Source organism: Kribbella sp. NPDC050124 (assembly GCF_044460355.1).
In the GTDB taxonomy this organism is placed as follows: domain Bacteria; phylum Actinomycetota; class Actinomycetes; order Propionibacteriales; family Kribbellaceae; genus Kribbella.
The window spans coordinates 275,567-292,128 of the sequence record NZ_JBITJU010000005.1 but is presented as its reverse complement, the minus strand read 5'-3'; the positions used below and the strand labels follow the sequence as shown (position 1 = coordinate 292,128).

The 16,562-nt window shown below is 68.6% G+C and carries 12 protein-coding genes; 4 read left to right on the top strand and 8 right to left on the bottom strand.

Going from position 1 to position 16,562, the window contains the following annotated elements; genetic code table 11:
- Entirely contained in the window at positions 1 to 2,358 is a 2,358-nt protein-coding gene (locus ACIBL3_RS15985; RefSeq protein WP_396354102.1) for an arylsulfatase, read from the bottom strand.
- A 166-nt stretch (positions 2,359 to 2,524) separates the two neighbouring features.
- Between ACIBL3_RS15985 and ACIBL3_RS15980 the strand changes: the two genes are divergently transcribed.
- Complete coding sequence (locus ACIBL3_RS15980; protein WP_396354101.1) at positions 2,525 to 3,475, top strand: HAD family hydrolase; 951 nt, start codon at positions 2,525 to 2,527, stop codon at positions 3,473 to 3,475.
- On the opposite strand, the gene ACIBL3_RS15975 is transcribed toward ACIBL3_RS15980, so the two are convergent.
- The 6 genes from ACIBL3_RS15975 to ACIBL3_RS15950 form a co-directional block, all read right to left on the bottom strand.
- The gene (locus ACIBL3_RS15975; protein WP_396354099.1) at positions 3,472 to 4,911 is read right to left on the bottom strand and encodes a sulfatase-like hydrolase/transferase; all 1,440 of its coding nucleotides are present in this window, start codon (positions 4,909 to 4,911) and stop codon (positions 3,472 to 3,474) included. The genes ACIBL3_RS15980 and ACIBL3_RS15975 overlap by 4 nt on opposite strands.
- A 10-nt stretch (positions 4,912 to 4,921) precedes the next feature.
- Positions 4,922 to 6,715, bottom strand: a complete 1,794-nt coding sequence (locus ACIBL3_RS15970) for a glycoside hydrolase family 2 protein (protein WP_396354097.1) — start codon at positions 6,713 to 6,715, stop codon at positions 4,922 to 4,924.
- Positions 6,712 to 7,539, bottom strand: a complete 828-nt coding sequence (locus tag ACIBL3_RS15965) for a carbohydrate ABC transporter permease (protein ID WP_396354096.1) — start codon at positions 7,537 to 7,539, stop codon at positions 6,712 to 6,714. The genes ACIBL3_RS15970 and ACIBL3_RS15965 overlap by 4 nt, the downstream gene beginning before the upstream one ends.
- Positions 7,536 to 8,495 carry a carbohydrate ABC transporter permease gene (locus tag ACIBL3_RS15960; protein WP_396354094.1) on the bottom strand — a complete coding sequence of 320 codons (960 nt, stop codon included), beginning with the start codon at positions 8,493 to 8,495 and terminating at the stop codon, positions 7,536 to 7,538. Before ACIBL3_RS15960 ends, ACIBL3_RS15965 begins: the two co-directional genes overlap by 4 nt.
- Positions 8,492 to 9,985 carry an ABC transporter substrate-binding protein gene (locus ACIBL3_RS15955; RefSeq protein ID WP_396354092.1) on the bottom strand — a complete coding sequence of 498 codons (1,494 nt, stop codon included), beginning with the start codon at positions 9,983 to 9,985 and terminating at the stop codon, positions 8,492 to 8,494. Before ACIBL3_RS15955 ends, ACIBL3_RS15960 begins: the two co-directional genes overlap by 4 nt.
- A 75-nt stretch (positions 9,986 to 10,060) precedes the next feature.
- On the bottom strand, positions 10,061 to 11,089 hold the full coding sequence (locus ACIBL3_RS15950; protein WP_396354090.1) for a LacI family DNA-binding transcriptional regulator: 1,029 nt from the start codon (positions 11,087 to 11,089) through the stop codon (positions 10,061 to 10,063).
- Between the two features lie 135 nt (positions 11,090 to 11,224).
- Between ACIBL3_RS15950 and ACIBL3_RS15945 the strand changes: the two genes are divergently transcribed.
- Genes ACIBL3_RS15945 through ACIBL3_RS15935 form a run of 3 tightly spaced genes read left to right on the top strand, consistent with a single transcriptional unit; the run spans position 11,225 to position 15,509 of the window.
- On the top strand, positions 11,225 to 12,394 hold the full coding sequence (locus ACIBL3_RS15945) for a hypothetical protein (protein ID WP_396354089.1): 1,170 nt from the start codon (positions 11,225 to 11,227) through the stop codon (positions 12,392 to 12,394).
- Positions 12,391 to 13,890 (top strand): sulfatase-like hydrolase/transferase, encoded by a 1,500-nt coding sequence (locus tag ACIBL3_RS15940; RefSeq protein ID WP_396354087.1) that lies wholly within the window; start codon positions 12,391 to 12,393, stop codon positions 13,888 to 13,890. Before ACIBL3_RS15945 ends, ACIBL3_RS15940 begins: the two co-directional genes overlap by 4 nt.
- Positions 13,887 to 15,509 carry an alpha-L-arabinofuranosidase C-terminal domain-containing protein gene (locus ACIBL3_RS15935; protein WP_396354085.1) on the top strand — a complete coding sequence of 541 codons (1,623 nt, stop codon included), beginning with the start codon at positions 13,887 to 13,889 and terminating at the stop codon, positions 15,507 to 15,509. Before ACIBL3_RS15940 ends, ACIBL3_RS15935 begins: the two co-directional genes overlap by 4 nt.
- Here ACIBL3_RS15935 and ACIBL3_RS15930 read toward each other — a convergent pair.
- Positions 15,506 to 16,558: a LacI family DNA-binding transcriptional regulator gene (locus tag ACIBL3_RS15930; RefSeq protein ID WP_396354084.1), complete on the bottom strand. Its 1,053-nt coding sequence runs from the start codon at positions 16,556 to 16,558 to the stop codon at positions 15,506 to 15,508. The genes ACIBL3_RS15935 and ACIBL3_RS15930 overlap by 4 nt on opposite strands.
- Positions 16,559 to 16,562: the final 4 nt, after the last annotated feature.

The following is a 16,562-nucleotide window of genomic DNA, read 5'->3' as shown; positions in this document are numbered from 1 at the left end:
CTACTCCCGTGACATCATCGCGACGGCCTCGCGCTCCAGGTCGACGTAGGGTTCGCCGCTGACGTCGACGGCGACGCGATTGATCGTCCCACCGGTGAACGGCCACGGCGCTTCGCCGGGGTAGTCCTGGGTCACCGGGTCGCTGCCGTCGCGGCCGACGCACAAGCCGTCGCCGGCGATCGAGAACTTGCCCGGCTGGGTCTTGATGCGGCTCTCGCCGACCTTGACGTCGCCATGGAAGAGCGACAGCGTGCCGACCGCGACGCCGGGCGGGTCCTCGCCCTCCTTCTCGAAGGCTGCGGACAGCACCACGTCCTCGCCCGTCGGCACGTCCGCGGACGCGACGATCTTCTGCTCGAGACTCCCGACGAAGCTGTAGACGTAGTGCAGCCGGTTGTCCTTGACGTAGAGTGCGTGGCCGCCGAAGCGCGAGCCGTGCGCGAACAGCACGCCCTGAGCCCCGAGCCCGGGAATGTCGACGCGCGCGGCGATCGCGTAAGAGCGGTTGCGGATGTTGGCTGCCTGGGACTCCGGCACCTCGGCGACGCCCGGGTAGTAGAAGTAGCGGTTCCGCGGCGGTGAGAGCTGCGGTCGCGGCGTCGTCAGGAGCTCCAGTGCGGAGCGGTCGTCCAGTGGGAAGGCGGCGTTGCTGCCGGCCTCCGCGTACCAGAGGTTGATCAGCTCGCCCAGTCGCTCGGGTTCTTCGGCAGCAAGGTTATGCGCCTCGGAGCGATCGACTTCGGTGTGGTAGAGCTCCCAGGTGTCGTTGCCGAAGTTGCTCCAGCCGCTGATGGTCGGGTGGGTCGTGACGGCCTTCCAGCCCTGGTGCCAGATGCTGCGTGAGCCGAGCATCGAGTAGAACTGCGTCTGGCGTGCGCTGGGCAGCGACGCGCTGTCGAAGCTGTAGCGCATGCTGATGCCGTCGAAGTGGCTCTGCTGGTGGCCGGCGATGGTCCCGGGCGCTTCGACGCCGAGCACGTCGAGGATCGTCGGGACCAAGTCGATGGCGTGGTGGTACTGCTCGCGGAGCTCACCCCGGGCCTTGATGCCCTGCGGCCAGGAGATGATGCACGGGTCCGACGTACCGCCCTGGAACTCGTAGCGCTTCCACATCTTGAACGGCGTGTTGAAGGCCATCGCCCAGCCATTGGGATAGTGGTTGTAGGTCGCCGGGCTGCCGAGGTCGTCGATCTTGGCGAGATTCTCCTGGATGTCGTCCGGGATTCCGTTGGCGATCTTGTTCTCGTTGACCGACCCGTTCGGTCCGCCCTCGCCACTGGCGCCGTTGTCGGAGACCACGATGACCATCGTGTTCTCGCTCTGACCGGTCTCCTCGAGGTAGTCCAGCAACCGGCCGATCTGCGCGTCGGCGTGCGCCAGGAAGCCGGCGTACACCTCTGCCATGTGGCTGAACAGCCGCTGCTCCGCACCCGACAGCGAGTCCCACGGCCGGGTGTAGTCGAGGGCCGGGTAGGGCTGACCGTCCGGGCCGGTGCGGGACTCGGGCGTGCCGATCGGATTCAGGGGCGGCAGCTTCGTCTCCGGCGGGACGATGCCCATCGCCTTCTGGCGTGCGAGCGTCTGCTCCCGCAGGACCTCGTAGCCCATGTCGAACTGCCCCTTGAAGCGATCGATCCACTCCTTGGGCGCGTGGTGCGGGGCGTGGCAGGCGCCCGGCGCGTAGTAGAGGAAGAACGGCTTGTCCGGGGCCAGCACCTTGGCGTCCTTGATGAACTCCAGCGCCTTGTCGGTGATGTCCACGCTCAGGTGGTAGCCCTCCGCGGGCGAGCGCGGCGGGTCGACCGGGTGGTTGTCATAGACCAGGTCCGGGTACCACTGATTCGTCTCGGCCCCGAGGAACCCGTACCACCGTTCGAACCCTCTGCCGCTCGGCCAGTTGCGTCGCGAGGAGGCCAGGTTCATCTCGGCCTCCGGGCACAGGTGCCACTTGCCGACCATGTAGGTGTTCCAGCCCTGGGCGCCGAGGATCTCCTGGATCTGGCCGTTCTCGGGCGGGATCACCCCGTTGGCGTTGGGGAACCCGCTCGCGCACTCGGTGATGCACGCCATGCCGTTGCGGGTGTGGTTACGGCCGGTCAGCAGGCACGAGCGCGTCGGTGAACACAGTGCCGTGGTGTGCCACTGCGTGTACCGCACCCCGGCGCCGGCGATCCGTTCGATGTTCGGCGTCGGGATCGGACCGCCGTAGCAACCCATGGCCGAGAAGCCGACATCGTCGAGCACGATGTACAAAACACTCGGCGCCCCCTCGGGCGCCTTCGGCGGCTCGAACGGCGACCAGTCCGGCACCGAGTCACGGATGTCGGTGTTGATCACGCCCCTGAACGGCTCGCCCATGATCGGCTCCTTCGAGATCGACGGCCTCCCGGGGGCATCGCTCCCCCGGGCTCGTTTCACCAAAGCTGGTCGATTCGACGCCTGCCACGCCTCCCCCGCTGCGGATGAGGTGCGCCTGACCAGGTTCACGGGATCCTTGCGACGTCGCCCGATCGGAGGTCCGCAGATGCCTGATCCGTTGCCCAGTTGGAACGACGGCCAGAGCAAGCACGACATCGTCGACTTCGTCAGGCGAGCCGGTGGCGAAGGCTCCGGACCGGGGCTGCCGGTGGTCGAGCGGGTGGCCGTCTTCGACAACGACGGCACCCTCTGGTGCGAGAAGCCGATGCCGATCCAGCTCGACTTCATTCTGCGTCGCCTCGTCGAGATGGCAGTCGAAGACCCCGACCTGCGCGAACGCCAGCCCTGGAAAGCTGCCGCCGACCACGACTACGGCTGGTTCGGCGCGGTGATGGCCGAGCACTACGCCGGCGATGACACGAACGTCGGAACACTGGCGGCCGGCGTCCTGGCGGCGTTCGGCGGAATCAGCGTCGAGACCTTCGCGACCTGGGCCGAGCAGTTTCTCCGCACCGCCCGCCATCCCACCCTCGGTCGCGGCTACCTGACCTGCGCCTATGCGCCGATGGTCGAGCTCCTTGCCTACCTGGCGGACAACGGCTTCGCGAACTACATCGCCTCCGGCGGCGGCCGGGACTTCATGCGGCCGATCAGTCAGGAACTGTATGCGGTGCCGAGCGAGCGAGTGATCGGCAGCAGTACGGCGCTCGTCTACTCCCCGGACGAGCGTGGCGGCACGATCATGCGAGCGGCCGCGGCCGACTACCTCGACGACGGTCCGGAGAAGCCCGTGCGGATCTGGTCGCGGACCGGACGACGCCCGGTGCTCGCGGCCGGCAACTCCAACGGAGACGTCCCGATGCTGGACTACACCCAGCATGAGGACCGGCCCTACCTACAACTGCTGGTGCTGCACGACGACCCCGAGCGGGAGTTCGAGTACACGTCGGGCGCAGAGCAAGCACTCGAACGAGCCCCGGAGCGGGGCTGGACCGTCGTGAGCATGAAGAACGACTGGGCGACGGTGTTCGCCGACAAACCTGAGAGCTCCCGCTAGAAGTTGGCCACGCGGGGACTCGAGCGTTCCTCGGTCGCCACCAGCGCGTCGAGGAGGAACTCCTGCAGGGTCGTACGGAGGGCCGTGCAGGCCGCGTCGTGCCAGAGGTTGACCAATTCGGAAGGGTCGGCGTCGAGGTCGTACAGCTCGCCGTCCCGGGGCCGCCCTGATGCCGGGGCGCCGTGGTGGACGACGAGCTTGTGGTGGCCGTGGCGCAGCATCGTCGTGTGGACCGGCGGATCGTACGGCGAGCCACTGTTCCGGTACTCGCTCAGGACCCAGTCCCGCCGTACCCAATCATCGGTCCGGCCGGTGATGAGCGGCAGCAGCGAGCGGCCCTGCGCGGCCGGTAGTCCGTCGGCACCGGCGGCGGCGAGGACGGTCGGGGCGAGGTCGATCCATTCGACCAACTCGTCCCGCACCTGGCCGCGTTCCACCTGCCCCGGCCAACGCACGAGCAAGGGGACCCGGATCGAGCAGTCGAACATCATCGGGCCCTTCAGCAACAGTTGATGGTCGCCGAGGAGTTCGCCGTGGTCGCTGGTGAAGATCACCACCGTGTTGCCGGCCAGGCCTTCGTCGTCAAGGGCAGCGAGGATCCGGCCGACCTCGTCGTCGACGAGAGTGACCATCGCGTAGTACTGGGCCTTGATCTCCTGGATCTCGGCGGCGGTGAAGTCCCGGAACCCGGGGCTCATGCCGGCGTACGACTTGATCGACGCCTCGGTGTAGATCGGCGGCTTGCCGGCCAGCTCCTGCTCGTCCCCGATCGGAGCCGGCAGGCTGTCCGGGTCGTAGAGCTCGCGGTACTCGGCCGGCGCGCCGAAGCCGTGGTGCGGGTCGAAGAAGTTGGCCACGAAGCAGAACGGCGTGTCCGCGCGCGCGGCGTCGCGCAGGAAGTCGATGGTCTCGTCGCCGATCCAGTGGCTGTAATGCGACTCGGTCGGCAGCCGGTCGAACGCCCCGTTGCCCTCAGCAAGAGTCTTCTCCAGCAGGCCGGGGAAGTTGGCGTCGAGCCAGCGGTGGTAGTGGTTCTGCTCGCAGGGCAGGTACGGGTCGTGCGCCCACCGAAAGACCCGAAACCCGTCGTCGATCCGCGGCTCCACCCGGCCCCCGGCGGCGGCCCCGAGGTGGAACTTCCCGACCAGGCCGCAGTCGTAGCCGGCGTCGGCGAGGTCGCGGGTGAAGACCCGTTCAGCGGGCGAGATGTCGACGCCGTTCGCCCAGAGTCCGTGGTTGTGCAGGTACCGGCTCGTCATCAGGCTGGCCCGGGACGGGCCGCACACCGGCGCCTGCACGTAGCAGTTCGTGAACATCGCGCCCTCGGCCGCGAGCCGATCGAGGTTCGGTGTGCGGATGTGCGGGTTGCCCGCGGCACCCAACGCGTCGAACCGCTGCTGGTCGGTGCAGAGGATCAAGATGTTCGGCCGGTCCATGGGACTCCTCTCATCGAGTGGTACGGCGGGCCTCCCGGCGGGCGGCGTCGATCGCCTCGGCCGGGGTGGAACGGGCGGGCCGCGCGAGGATCGCGCGGACCACGTCGATCGGCAGCTTGGGCTCCCGGTCGGCGGTGAGCAGTCCGTTGGTCTCCTGATCGGTGTCGGTCAGTTGCGTCCAGCAGAACCCGGCGATCTCCGGGCTGTCCAGCATGGCATCGACCATGTCCTGGAACAGCTTGGTGAACTCGGCGACCGACTCCACCGCGGCGTACCCGTGCCACTCCTCCCCCTCCGGCGGACGCAGGCTCAACCCGCCGATCTCGCTGAGCATCAGCGGCTGTCCCCGGCGGACCGGGTCGCCGAGCAAGGCCGTACGACGAGCCGGCGGCCGGTTACCGAACACCCGCTCGACCGCTTCCCGATCCGCGTACCGGGCCCGCAGCGACTCAGCGGTGGGAGCGTAGTCGTGCAAGCCCCAGATATCGCTCTCGGTGTGCTCCCAGCCGTCGTTCGAGATCACCGGCCGAGTGCCGTCGAGCGCATGGGTCAGGTGGTAGAGCGCGGTCGTCGCATGCCGCTGCTGGGCCGACTCGGTCGCGTGCCACACACCCCAGCTCTCGTTGAACGGCACCCAGGTCACCACGCAGGGATGACTCCGGTCCCGCTCGACCACCTCGAGCCATTCCCGCGTCAGCCGCTCGACCATGCGGGACGAGTACTCGTACGCGCTCGGCATCTCGTCCCAGACCACCAGACCGAGGCGGTCGCACCAGGCAAGGAACCGTGGGTCCTCGACCTTCTGGTGCACACGCACTCCATTGAACCCGAGTTCCTTGATCAGCTCGACCTCGCGACGCAGCGCGGCGGGACTCGGGGCGGCAAGCCGGGACTCGGCCCAGTAGTTCTGCGCGAGCACCAGCCGCAGGAACGTCGGCTGCCCGTTCAGCAGGAAGCGCCCGTCCCGCACGCCGACACTTCGCAGACCGACGTACGACGTGACGCTGTCGACGACACGGTCTCCCTCGATGACCTCGACCCGCGCGTCGAGCAGGGTCGGCTGGTCCGGACTCCACAGCAGCAGACGCTGATCCAACTGGTGCCGGGCCGCCTCGATGGCGACGTCCCAGCGATGCCGTTGGCCCTGGGCCAGCGCCGTCTGGTCGGCGAGGACTCGCCCCTCGTGGGAGAGCACCACACGTACGCGTGCGCCGTCTGCCGGTGCGTGCGACAGCTCCACCTCGGCAGTGACCGACCCGCGGACCACGTCGGGCGTCCACTGCAAGCGCCGTACGTGCAGTGCTGGAACGCTCTCCAGCCAGACGGGCTGCCAGATGCCGGTGGTGCGGTGGTACCACACGCCGTGCGGGTGCTCACGCCAATCCTGCTTGCCGCGTGGCTGCGTGCCGTCGTCGAGCGGATCCTCGGCGCGTACCACGATCACGTGCTCGTCGTGGCCCGCCAGCGCCGAGGTGATGTCGAGGGTGAAGGGTGTGTGCCCGCCTTCGTGCGCGCCGATGTGGACGTCGTTGACCCACACGTCTGCCCGGTAGTCCACAGCGCCGAAGTGCAGCAGGACCCGCTCACCCGGCAACGGCTCGCGATCGAGGTTGACCGTCCGGCGATACCGGACCACCGACTGTGGAGACTGGTCGTCGATCCCGGACAGCTTGCTCTCCGGCGGATAAGGGACCTGGATGCTGCGCAGGTACGGCGAGTCGTCGCCGGTCGCGAAGTCCCATTGACCGCACAGGTCCTGCCAGTGCGCACGCCTCAGCAGCGGACGCGGGTAGTCCTCGTTCACTGCTTCACCGCCCCGGCGATGCTGTCGACGAAGCGGCGCTGGAGTACGGCGAAGACCGCGATCGCCGGAATCAGTGAGATCACCGCGGCTGCGGCCAGACCGGACCAGTCGGTGCTCTGCTCCCCCACGAACACGGTCATACCGACGGCGAGGGTGCGCAGGTCCGGATCGCTCAACGTGAACACCAACGGCAGCAGGTAGACGTTCCAGGCGAACAGGAAGGTCAGGATGAACACGGTCGCCGTGATCGGCCAGGCGAGCGGGAGCATCACCCGGAAGAAGATCGTGATCGGGCCGGCGCCGTCCAGCTCGGCGCACTCCTCGAGCTCGTTGGGGAGCTTGCGGAAGTACCCGGCGTACAGCAGTGTCGCGGCCACATGTCCGCCGGCGCCGAGGCCGAGGATCACGCCGACGTGGGTGTTCAGCAGGTGCAGTTGGTCGGTCAGCTGGGTGATAGGGATGATCGTGTACCCCTCGGGGATGAAGAACGTCAGCAGGAAGATCCCGATCAGCACCTTCTTCCCCGCGAAGTCGTGTCTGCCCAGCACGTACCCGGCGAGTGCGCTGCGGACGATCACCAGGAACACCGTGCCGAGCGTGATGACGACGGTGTTGATCATGTACGACGCGAAGCCGACGTCTGTCCAGGCACGGGCGTAGTTCTCCCACTGCAGTTCGGTGGGGACCAGGTCGAGCCCCTTGCCGAACACCTCGCTGGAGGACTTGAGCGAGGCCGAGACCAGCCACACGAACGGGTAGATCCACACCGCCGCGGCCACGGCGAGGCCGACGCCGGTCAGCCAACTGCGACGCTTGCTCGTCACGACGTCCCCATCCGCCGCCGGGCCCACCGCACACCCACTGCCTGCCCGATCGCGAGCCCGATCGTCAGGACACCGAAGAGCACCGCCGCGGCGGACGCGTACCCCAGCTCGGGAACGGTCGCCTGGAACGCGGTCCGGAAGATGTAGATCTCGATCACCTCCGACGAGAAGGACGGTCCGCCCGCGGTCAACGTCTGCATCAGGTCGAAGACGTTGAGCGCGGCAACGGTGTCGATGAGCGTGATGATGACCAGGAACGGCACCATCAGCGGCAGCGTCACGTGCCGGAACTCGCGCCACGCGCCGGCTCCGTCGACGAGCGCCGCCTCGTGGATGTCCTGCGGGATCGTCTGCAACGCCGCCAGCCAGTAGATCAGCGTGATGCCCAGCCACTTCCACACCCAGACCGCGATTCCGGCGTACAGGGAGGTCCCGGCGTTGGCGGCGAAGTTGGCCGGGTTGTCGAGCAGCCCGGACTTCACCATGGCGAGGCTGATCGGCCCGCTCGCGTCGAGCAGCAGCGTGAAGACGATGCCGACGATCGCGCCGGTGGTGACCACGGGCAGGAAGAACAGCGTGCGGAAGAAGCCGCGGAACGGCGTCCGCCGGGAGTTCAGCACCAGCGCGAGCGCCAGGGCCAGCCCCACCCGCAGCGGGACCGCGACGACGAGGAACACCAAGGAGTTCCCGAACGCGTTCCAGAACAGGTCGTCCTCGAACAGCCGCCGGAAGTTCTCCAACCCGATGAACGTCCCGGTCTGGGCGAACCCGGGCCAGTCGAGCAGCGCGTACCACCAGGACGCGACCAGCGGATACACCGTGTAAGCCCCGTAGCCGAGGACGGTCGGCAACAGGAACAGATACATCCACCAGGTACGGCGCCGTCGCGCGGGCCGCCCGCCGCCTGCCGGGGCATCACGCGGCGGGGCCGGCTTCTGGTCGAGCAGAGCTGTCATCGGCCGTCGTACGACTTCTGCGTGTAGTCCTGCTTCGGGTCCCAGTTGCCGAACACCCAGGCCTTCACGTCCACCTCGGCGCCACCCTTGCTCGCCACCTTCAGCGCCCGGTCCCGCTCGGCGGTCACCTTGCCGGCGTAGTTGCTCAAGGCGCTCTTGTAGTCGACGTCCGAGCCGCTTAGCACGGACTGCGCGATCTCACCGACGTTCGGGTGGATGTCGCGCATGGTCGCCAGCACCTTCGCCACGCCCGGCGTGCCCACCTCGGGGACCGGCGCGATCCGGACGTCCTGCTCCATGAACGCGACGTTCTGCTGGTACGTCGGATGCGCCTTCGACCCCTTGACCTGGTCCAGCAGCACCGGCGGCACGTCCATCGTCGATGCGAGCTTGGACTGCACGTCCTCGGTGGCCAGCTTGAGCATCAGATCCGCCGCCGTCGCGGGGTTCTTGGACGCGCTCGAGACCCAGAACGGCCCCGACGCCGGCGAACTGTAGACCAGGTTGCGCGTCGCTTCCGGTGTCGGCACGTGCCACACGCCGACGCCGCGCTGGACCGCTTCCGGCTCCTCGACGTTCAGCCCACCGATGAACCACGGGCCCCACATGTAGACGACCGCCTGACCCGCCGCCCACCTGGCCCGCGCGTCGCGCGGTCCCATCGAGGGTGAGGCGGGGTGAATCACCTTGTCCGCCTTGAGCGACAGCAAGTACTCGAAGGCATCCAGGTACGGCTGGGAGCCGTAGGCGTACTCACCGGTCTTCCAGTCGACACCACCCGACGCCCCGGCGGTCATCGCCAGCCGATTCACCAGCGCGTCGAGGTACGGCGCTTCCTTGCCCGGCACAACGAGTCCGAAGACGTCGTCCGGGGTCTTGTCCGTCAGAGTCCGAGCCGTGGCGCGGAACTCGTCCCACGTGGCCGGTGACGTTGCGGGGTCGACGCCGGCCGACTTCAGCGAAGCGGTGTTGGTCCACGGGATCGCGTCGTGCCAGCGCCCGGTGAACACCGGGAACGTGTAGACCTTCCCGTCGAACCGGTGGATGCCGTCGTACAGGTAGGGGCCGACCGGGCTGTTCTCGACGTCGACGAGATCGCCGATCGGACTGAACCAGCCCTCGCTCACCAACGCAGCCGGGGCGGCCTCCAGCCCGGCGATCGAGTGCACGTCGGGAAGTTGCTTGCTGCGTCGCCCGATCTGCAGCGCCTGGGCGAGATCGGGTGCGGGCATCTCCCGCCGGGTCACCTTCACGCCGGTGTGCTGCTGCATGTAGCCGGCGAAGACGTCGTTGGTGAACAGCTTCGTCAGCGGCCGGTACTGGTCCCACCAGGTGACCGCGCCGGAGGGCGATCCGGAGGCTGCTGCGGTCGCGGCCTGCGAGGCCTCGCTGGACTGCCCGCCGCCTGTGCAGGCGGGGAGGAACGCGGAGGCCCCGAGTGCGCCCGACAGGCCGAGCAACCGGCGGTGGGAGATTCTCTGGTCTGTCATGCCGACTCCCTTTGGGCTCTTGGTAGCGCTAACATAGGCAGCACCCCAGAGCCCGTCAAGAGGCAAGAAGACGAATCAGGCCGGCGGCGCCGTGCTGGACCGGATCACCAGCTCGGGCGCGAGCAACCGGGTGGACCAGTCGAGCTTCTCACCGCGCATGGCCGTCAGCAGCACGTCCACGCAGTGCTTGCCGACGCCGACCAGATCCTGACGCACCGTGGTCAGCGGCGGGTTCAAGTACGCCGCCACCTCGGCATCGTCGTACCCGACGACGCTCAAGTCCTCCGGCACTCGCCGGCCGAGCTCCGTGGCCGCCCGCAGGACACCTGCGGCCATTTGGTCGTTGGCCGCGAAGATCGCCGTCACACTGGGATCGCGAAGCAGGTCGAGCCCGGCCGCGTAGCCGGACGCGGCCGTCCAGTCGCCGGTCACCGGCGGCGGGATCTCGCGCTCGCGGCGCCGCAAAGCTCGCTGCCACGCTTCCTTGCGGCGGACGGCCGGATAGGAGTCGGCCAGCCCGGTCACGTGATGCACGGTGCGGTGCCCGAGGTTCAGCAGATGCTCGACTGCTGCGGTCGCGCCGGCGCCGTGATCCGCACCCACCGCGGGATATCCGACGTCCGAGGCGCCCTCCGCGACCACGACCGGCACGTTGTCCGGCAGGCGCAGGCTGGGCGCGTCCAGGATGCGCGCCTCGACCACCACGAGCCCGTCGATGGCCAGGCTGGTCAACCGGCGGACGGCGGCCTGGAGGCGGGCATCGATGGCGGCGTCCAGAGTCGCGAGGTTGACGCCGTACCCGGCTTGCTGGGCCTCGCGGATCACCGCGTCGACGATGTAGAGGTTGCCGGTCGCGGTCAGGTCGAAGGACACCACGCCGATGGCGCCGAACCGGCCGGTGGCCAAGGCTTGGGCGGCCGTGTTCGCCCGGTAGCCCAGCTCTTTCATCGCCTGCTCGACGCGTTCGCGGGTCTCGGGGGTGACCGACGCGTGGCCGTTGACCACGCGGGACACCGTCACCGCGGACACACCGGCCACGGCGGCGACATCGGCCATCGAGGGTTGCTGCACCAGACGACGACGCTCACCGGCCCGACGCGGCATCGCAAACCCCCTCTCATCCAAGCCGCACCTGCCAGTACGGCCACCGCCTGATGGTAGGCCCCGGATCGGCCAGGACCTTGACCGACATCCATGTTAGCGCTAACTTGACCGAGCCCACCGACCAAAGGAGTGACGGTGCTTCGTCTGATGACGCTCACGGCGCTCGGCGCCACGCTCGCACTCACCGCCGTGGCCCCCGCCCTCGCTTCGGCCCCCGCCACGGCCACGCCCGGACCGCGCGCCGCCGACGGCGTGCTCGGGGCGAACTACAACCAGAACCTCGACAGCGTGGACTACCGCGAGCTCCAGGCCGCGCACGCCGGCTGGATCCGCGGCTTCTTCGCGATGCCGTGGGCCGACGAGCCGGACCCGGCGAACCACTTCGCGATCCGTGCCGTCCACGACGCCGGGAAGCGCGGCTACGGCACGGTGCTGAGCCTGAAGTTCCCGTTCGCGGACCGCGAGTTCCCGGCCGCCGGCAGCCCGGCCATGGCCACCGAGCTGGCCCGGCTGGACAAGATCCTGCCGCTGGTCGTCGGCCGCGTGGACATTCTTGCCATTGGCAACGAGCCGTTCATCGAGAGCCGGCCGGCCGAGCGCGACGACCGCCTGAACGCCTTCTACGAGGCGGTCGCCGACTACGTGATCGAGTACCGCCGTACCCACTGTGGCGAGCGGTGCCGGACCAGGCTCTACATGGGCGCGCTCAACCGGCTGGACCTGCCGGACCGGCACACGCCGGCGGCCGAGCGGTGGATGACGTTCGTCCGTGAAACACCCGACATCGAGGGTGTGGACATCCATCCGCACGTGCCGAGTGTGGCGGCCGTCGAGCCGTTCCTCGACTACATCCTGCCGCGGCTGCGGCCGGAGCAGAAGTTCCTCGTCACCGAGTTCTCCCTGGTCTGGTTGTGGAAGGCGCACCTGACCGACACGATCCCGGCGGAGTTCGCGCAGCGGTACGGGTACGCACCGCAGACCCAGGTCTGGGAGGTCATCCGGGACGCGATCGAGCAGCCCTTCCCGCAGCGACAGTGGAACGACTTCCTGGCCGCGTGCCCGTGGGCCGAGGACAACAAGGACTTCCTGCGGGAACAGGTCCAGCGGTTCCGGGACACCGGGCGGCTCGCGTTCGCGTCGTACGGGTTCCGGCAGGACGACCTGATGGTGCAGAACTTCGGCCCGGCCAAGGACCCGTGGCTGCTGAACAGCGTGTTCGCGCCGTACACCGTGCAGCCCGGCCGGAACGGCCTCGCCGGTCAGGGGTACTCGCTGCTCGAGGACTTCCGGGCGGTCGCCAAGTGACGAACATCCTGTTCCTGATGACCGACCAGCATCGGGTCGACACGCTTGGCGCCTACGGCAACCAACGCGCGATGACGCCGGTGCTCGACGAACTCGCCCGGACCGGCACCCGCTTCGACCGCTGGTACACCCCGACCGCGATCTGCACCCCGGCGCGGGCCAGCCTGCTCACCGGGCAGGCGCCGTTCCGGCACAAGTTGCTCGCCAACCACGAGCGCAACGTCGGCTACATCGAGGACCTCGCCGACGGCCAGTTCGCGTTCTCGCACGCACTGCGCGAGAAGGGCTACAACTGCGGGCTGATCGGCAAGTGGCACGTCGGCACGAACAAGACCGCCGGCGACTTCGGCTTCGACGGCCCGGACCTGCCGGGCTGGCACAACCCGGTCGATCACCCGGACTATCTGGACTACCTCGCCGAGCACGACCTGCCGCCGTACCGGATCTCGGACCGGATCCGCGGGACGCTGCCGAACGGCGGTCCCGGCAACCTGCTCGCCGCGCGCCTGCACCAGCCGGTCGAGGCGACGTTCGAGTACTACCTCGCCACCCGGACGATCGAGACCCTGGAGCGGTACGCCGCCGACGCCGAGAACCAGGGCCGTCCGTTCTTCCTGGCCCTGCACTTCTTCGGTCCGCACCTGCCGTACATCCTGCCCGACGAGTACTTCGACCTGTTCGACCCGGCCGACGTCGAGCTGCCGCGCTCGGTGGCCGAGACGTTCGTTGGCAAGCCGCCGGTGCAGCGCAACTACAGCGCGCACTGGACCTTCGACACGATGCCGATCGAGACCACCCGCAAGCTGATCGCCGTCTACCAGGGGTACGTCGCCCTGATCGACCAGCAACTCGGTCGCGTGATGAGCGCGCTGGAGCGGCTCGGTCTGGTCGACGACACCGCGGTGTTCTTCACCTGCGACCACGGCGAGTTCACCGGCTCGCACCGGCTGCACGACAAGGGTCCGGCGATGTACGAGGACATCTACCGGACTCCCGGTCTGCTCCGCGTGCCCGGTCAGCAGCCGGGTGCCGTCCGCGACGAGTTCGTCAGCCTGCTGGACTGTACGGCGACCATCCTCGACCTGGCCGGCCTCGACCCCAAGCTCGCGGTCGACTCGCGCAGCCTGCTGCCGCTGACCGGCGACGCGCAGGTCGAGTGGGACCAGGACATCGTCTGCGAGTTCCACGGGCACCACTTCCCGTACCCGCAGCGGATGCTGCGCACCGACCGCTACAAGCTCGTCGTCAACCCGGACTCGGTCAACGAGCTCTACGACCTCGAGGTCGATCCGGACGAGCTGCTGAACGTCTACGAACACCCGGAGCACCTGGAGGTCCGTACCCAGATGATGCAGCGCCTGTACGCCGTCCTGCGCGACCGGGGGGACAACTTCTACCACTGGATGACGTCGATGTACGACGTCGGCGAGGTGGCCTACGACCCGACGCTGAGCGGACTCGACGAAGCGACGTACACGAACCGGGGTGACCAGTGACCGCCGACGCCACGATCGACATCCGCCGGAACCGCCGGAGCTCCATCGATCCCTTCATCTACGGGCACTTCCTCGAGTCGGCGTTCTTCAGCAACATCGAGGGCGGCGTCTTCGACGAGGGCTCGCCGCTGTCGTACGACGAGCCGGACGCACGCGACGGCCTTCGCCGCGACGTGGTGCAGTTGTGCCGCGAGCTCGGGCTGCCGATCGTCCGCTGGCCCGGCGGGAACTTCACGTCGGCGTACCACTGGCAGGACGGCATCGGCCCGCGCGACGGACGGCCGCGTCGGCTGGAGCTTGCGTGGGGTGAAGAGGAGTCGAACCACTTCGGGACGGACGAGTTCCTGGCCTGGTGTGCCGAGGTGGGCACCGAGCCGTACCTCGCGCACAGCTGCCGGGACGTCGACGAGGCGGTTCGCTGGGTCGAGTACACCAACCACGCCGGCGACACGTCGTTCACCCGGCAACGAACGGCGAACGGCCATCCCTCGCCGTACGGCGTGAAGTACTGGGGACTGGGCAACGAGGTCTACGGGCGTTGGCAGATGGGTCACCGGACCGCGAGCCAGTACGCCGCAGACGCCCGTGAGCACGCGCGGTTCATGAGGACGGTGGACCCGTCGCTGAAGTTCATCGCGGTCGGGCTGACCGACGACCGGCAGGGCTGGACGAGCGCTGTCCTCGAGGCGGTCGGCGACCAGGTGGACTACCTCTCGTTCCACCTGTACGGCGCCACCACGCAACTGATCGACGGCGCCGACGAGTACGACGCGATCGTTGCCCAGTCGCAGTACTTCGAGCAGGAGATTCAGAACTACTCGGCCCTCGTCACCGAGTTGGCCGCCCGCAGCGGGACGCAACGACCGCTCGGCCTGGCCCTGGACGAATGGAACATCCGGCACGTCGAGCCGTCAGCCTGGCCCGCGCCACAGCCGTCGGACGACGGTGGCACCGCCGACCGCGACCTCCACGGGCTGGAGACGGACGGGCCGCAACGCGTCAACCGCTGGAGCCCCCGGACTTTGGCGGACGCTTTGTTCTACGCCGGTGTCTTCCATGCGCTGCACCGGGCCAGCGGGCTCGAGGTGCCGGTGACGATGGCGAACACGGTCAACCTGCTCAACGCGAACGGCGTCGTCGTGGCTCGACCAGGCGGGGCTGTTCGTGCAGCGACATACCACGTGTGGGACCTCTACCAGAACCACCTCGGCCCGATCGCGCTCGCCGCCGACGTACGGTCTCCCAGCCGGCTGGCCGCCGTACGACAGGGTGACGAACGTGACCACACCGGCGGCTTCCAGACCCGTACGGCGACCATCCCCGACCTCGACGTGACCGCGACGGAGACCGCCGACGGCAAGTCGGTCCGGCTGGCGGTGATCAACCGGCACCGCACGTCCACGGTCCGGGCCACGATCGCATTGGACGGCCGGACCAACGCGCTTCCGCCGGAGGTGACGGTCAAGGACCTCGGCGTGGACGTCGACGACGTACTCGCGTCGAACAGCCTGAGCGAACCCGATCGAGTGGCCCTTCGCGACCGCGGGACGGTCAAGATGCCGGTCGACGGTTACGACTTCCCACCGCACAGCATCACGCTGCTGTCCTATTCGCTCTAGGTCTTGCGGCGGCGTGGCGCTGCGGTGCTGCTCCGGATGACGAGCGAGGTGTCGACGACGGTTTCCCGTGGGCGGACGCCGGTCTGCTCGACTCGCCGTACGGCGGCTTCGACCGCGGACACGCCCATCAGTCCAGGGTCCTGGCGCACGCTGGTCAGGTCGACCGAGGTCAGCCGTGCGATCGGGGCGTCGTCGAAGCCGGCCACGGACACGTCCTCCGGGACACGGACGCCGTTGCGGACGAGGGTGTGGAGCAGTCCGACGGCGGTGTCGTCGTTCGGAGCGACCACCGCCGTCGGGAGCTTGCGCCGTCGCAGGAGTTGGTGCGCGGCGGACGAGCCGGCTTCTTCGAAGTAGTTGCCGGCTGCGTAGTCGCCCGGCATCGACAGGATGTCGGTGGGCAACCCGAGGCGTTTCATCGCGCGCTCGTAGCCCCGGCGACGCAGCGCGCCCGGCGGCATCGCGGACGGATCCACGTAGGTGATGCCTCGGTGCCCCAGCTCGGCCAGGTGGCCGACCAGTTCCTCGATTCCCCTGTCTCCGGAGGACCGGACGATGTCGTAGTACTGGTTGCGCTTGCCCTGGCCGACGTCGACCACGGGCACGAGGCTCCGCTCGGCGAGCGACCGGAGGCCGGAATGATCCAGGTTCGAGCCGATCACGATCAGCGCTGCACAGCGGTGACCGAGCAGCTCGTCGACAGCTTGGTCCGTGCTGTGCGTCGAGGTCTGCGCGCTGAGGATGACGTCGTACCCGCGGTCCGCTGCCGCCGGGTAGATCGCCTCGACGATCTCCGGCTCGGTCGAGTGCGCGGGCGCGAAGACGACGCCGAGGTCCTTGCTGCGGGCGCGCCGCAGCGACCGCGCGCCCACGTGCGGACTGAACCCGAGCTCCTTCGCGGCGTCGCGAACCCGCCGCCGCGTCTCCTCGCTCGCACCTGGCGCGTCCCGCAGGACCAGCGAGACGAGCTGCCGGGAGACGCCGACATGGGCCGCGATGTCGGCCATGGTAGGCGGGCGGCGCGCCTCCATCGGATCTCCTTCGCTCATCGGT

Coding starts and splice junctions, on each gene's coding strand:
- ACIBL3_RS15950 (WP_396354090.1), bottom strand. CDS start 11,089: ATGCCGCGTCGGGCCGGTGAGCGTCGTCGTCTGGTGCAGCAACCCTCG.
- ACIBL3_RS15960 (WP_396354094.1), bottom strand. CDS start 8,495: ATGACAGCTCTGCTCGACCAGAAGCCGGCCCCGCCGCGTGATGCCCCG.
- ACIBL3_RS15975 (WP_396354099.1), bottom strand. CDS start 4,911: ATGGACCGGCCGAACATCTTGATCCTCTGCACCGACCAGCAGCGGTTC.
- ACIBL3_RS15980 (WP_396354101.1), top strand. CDS start 2,525: ATGCCTGATCCGTTGCCCAGTTGGAACGACGGCCAGAGCAAGCACGAC.
- ACIBL3_RS15930 (WP_396354084.1), bottom strand. CDS start 16,558: ATGAGCGAAGGAGATCCGATGGAGGCGCGCCGCCCGCCTACCATGGCC.
- ACIBL3_RS15955 (WP_396354092.1), bottom strand. CDS start 9,985: ATGACAGACCAGAGAATCTCCCACCGCCGGTTGCTCGGCCTGTCGGGC.
- ACIBL3_RS15985 (WP_396354102.1), bottom strand. CDS start 2,358: ATGGGCGAGCCGTTCAGGGGCGTGATCAACACCGACATCCGTGACTCG.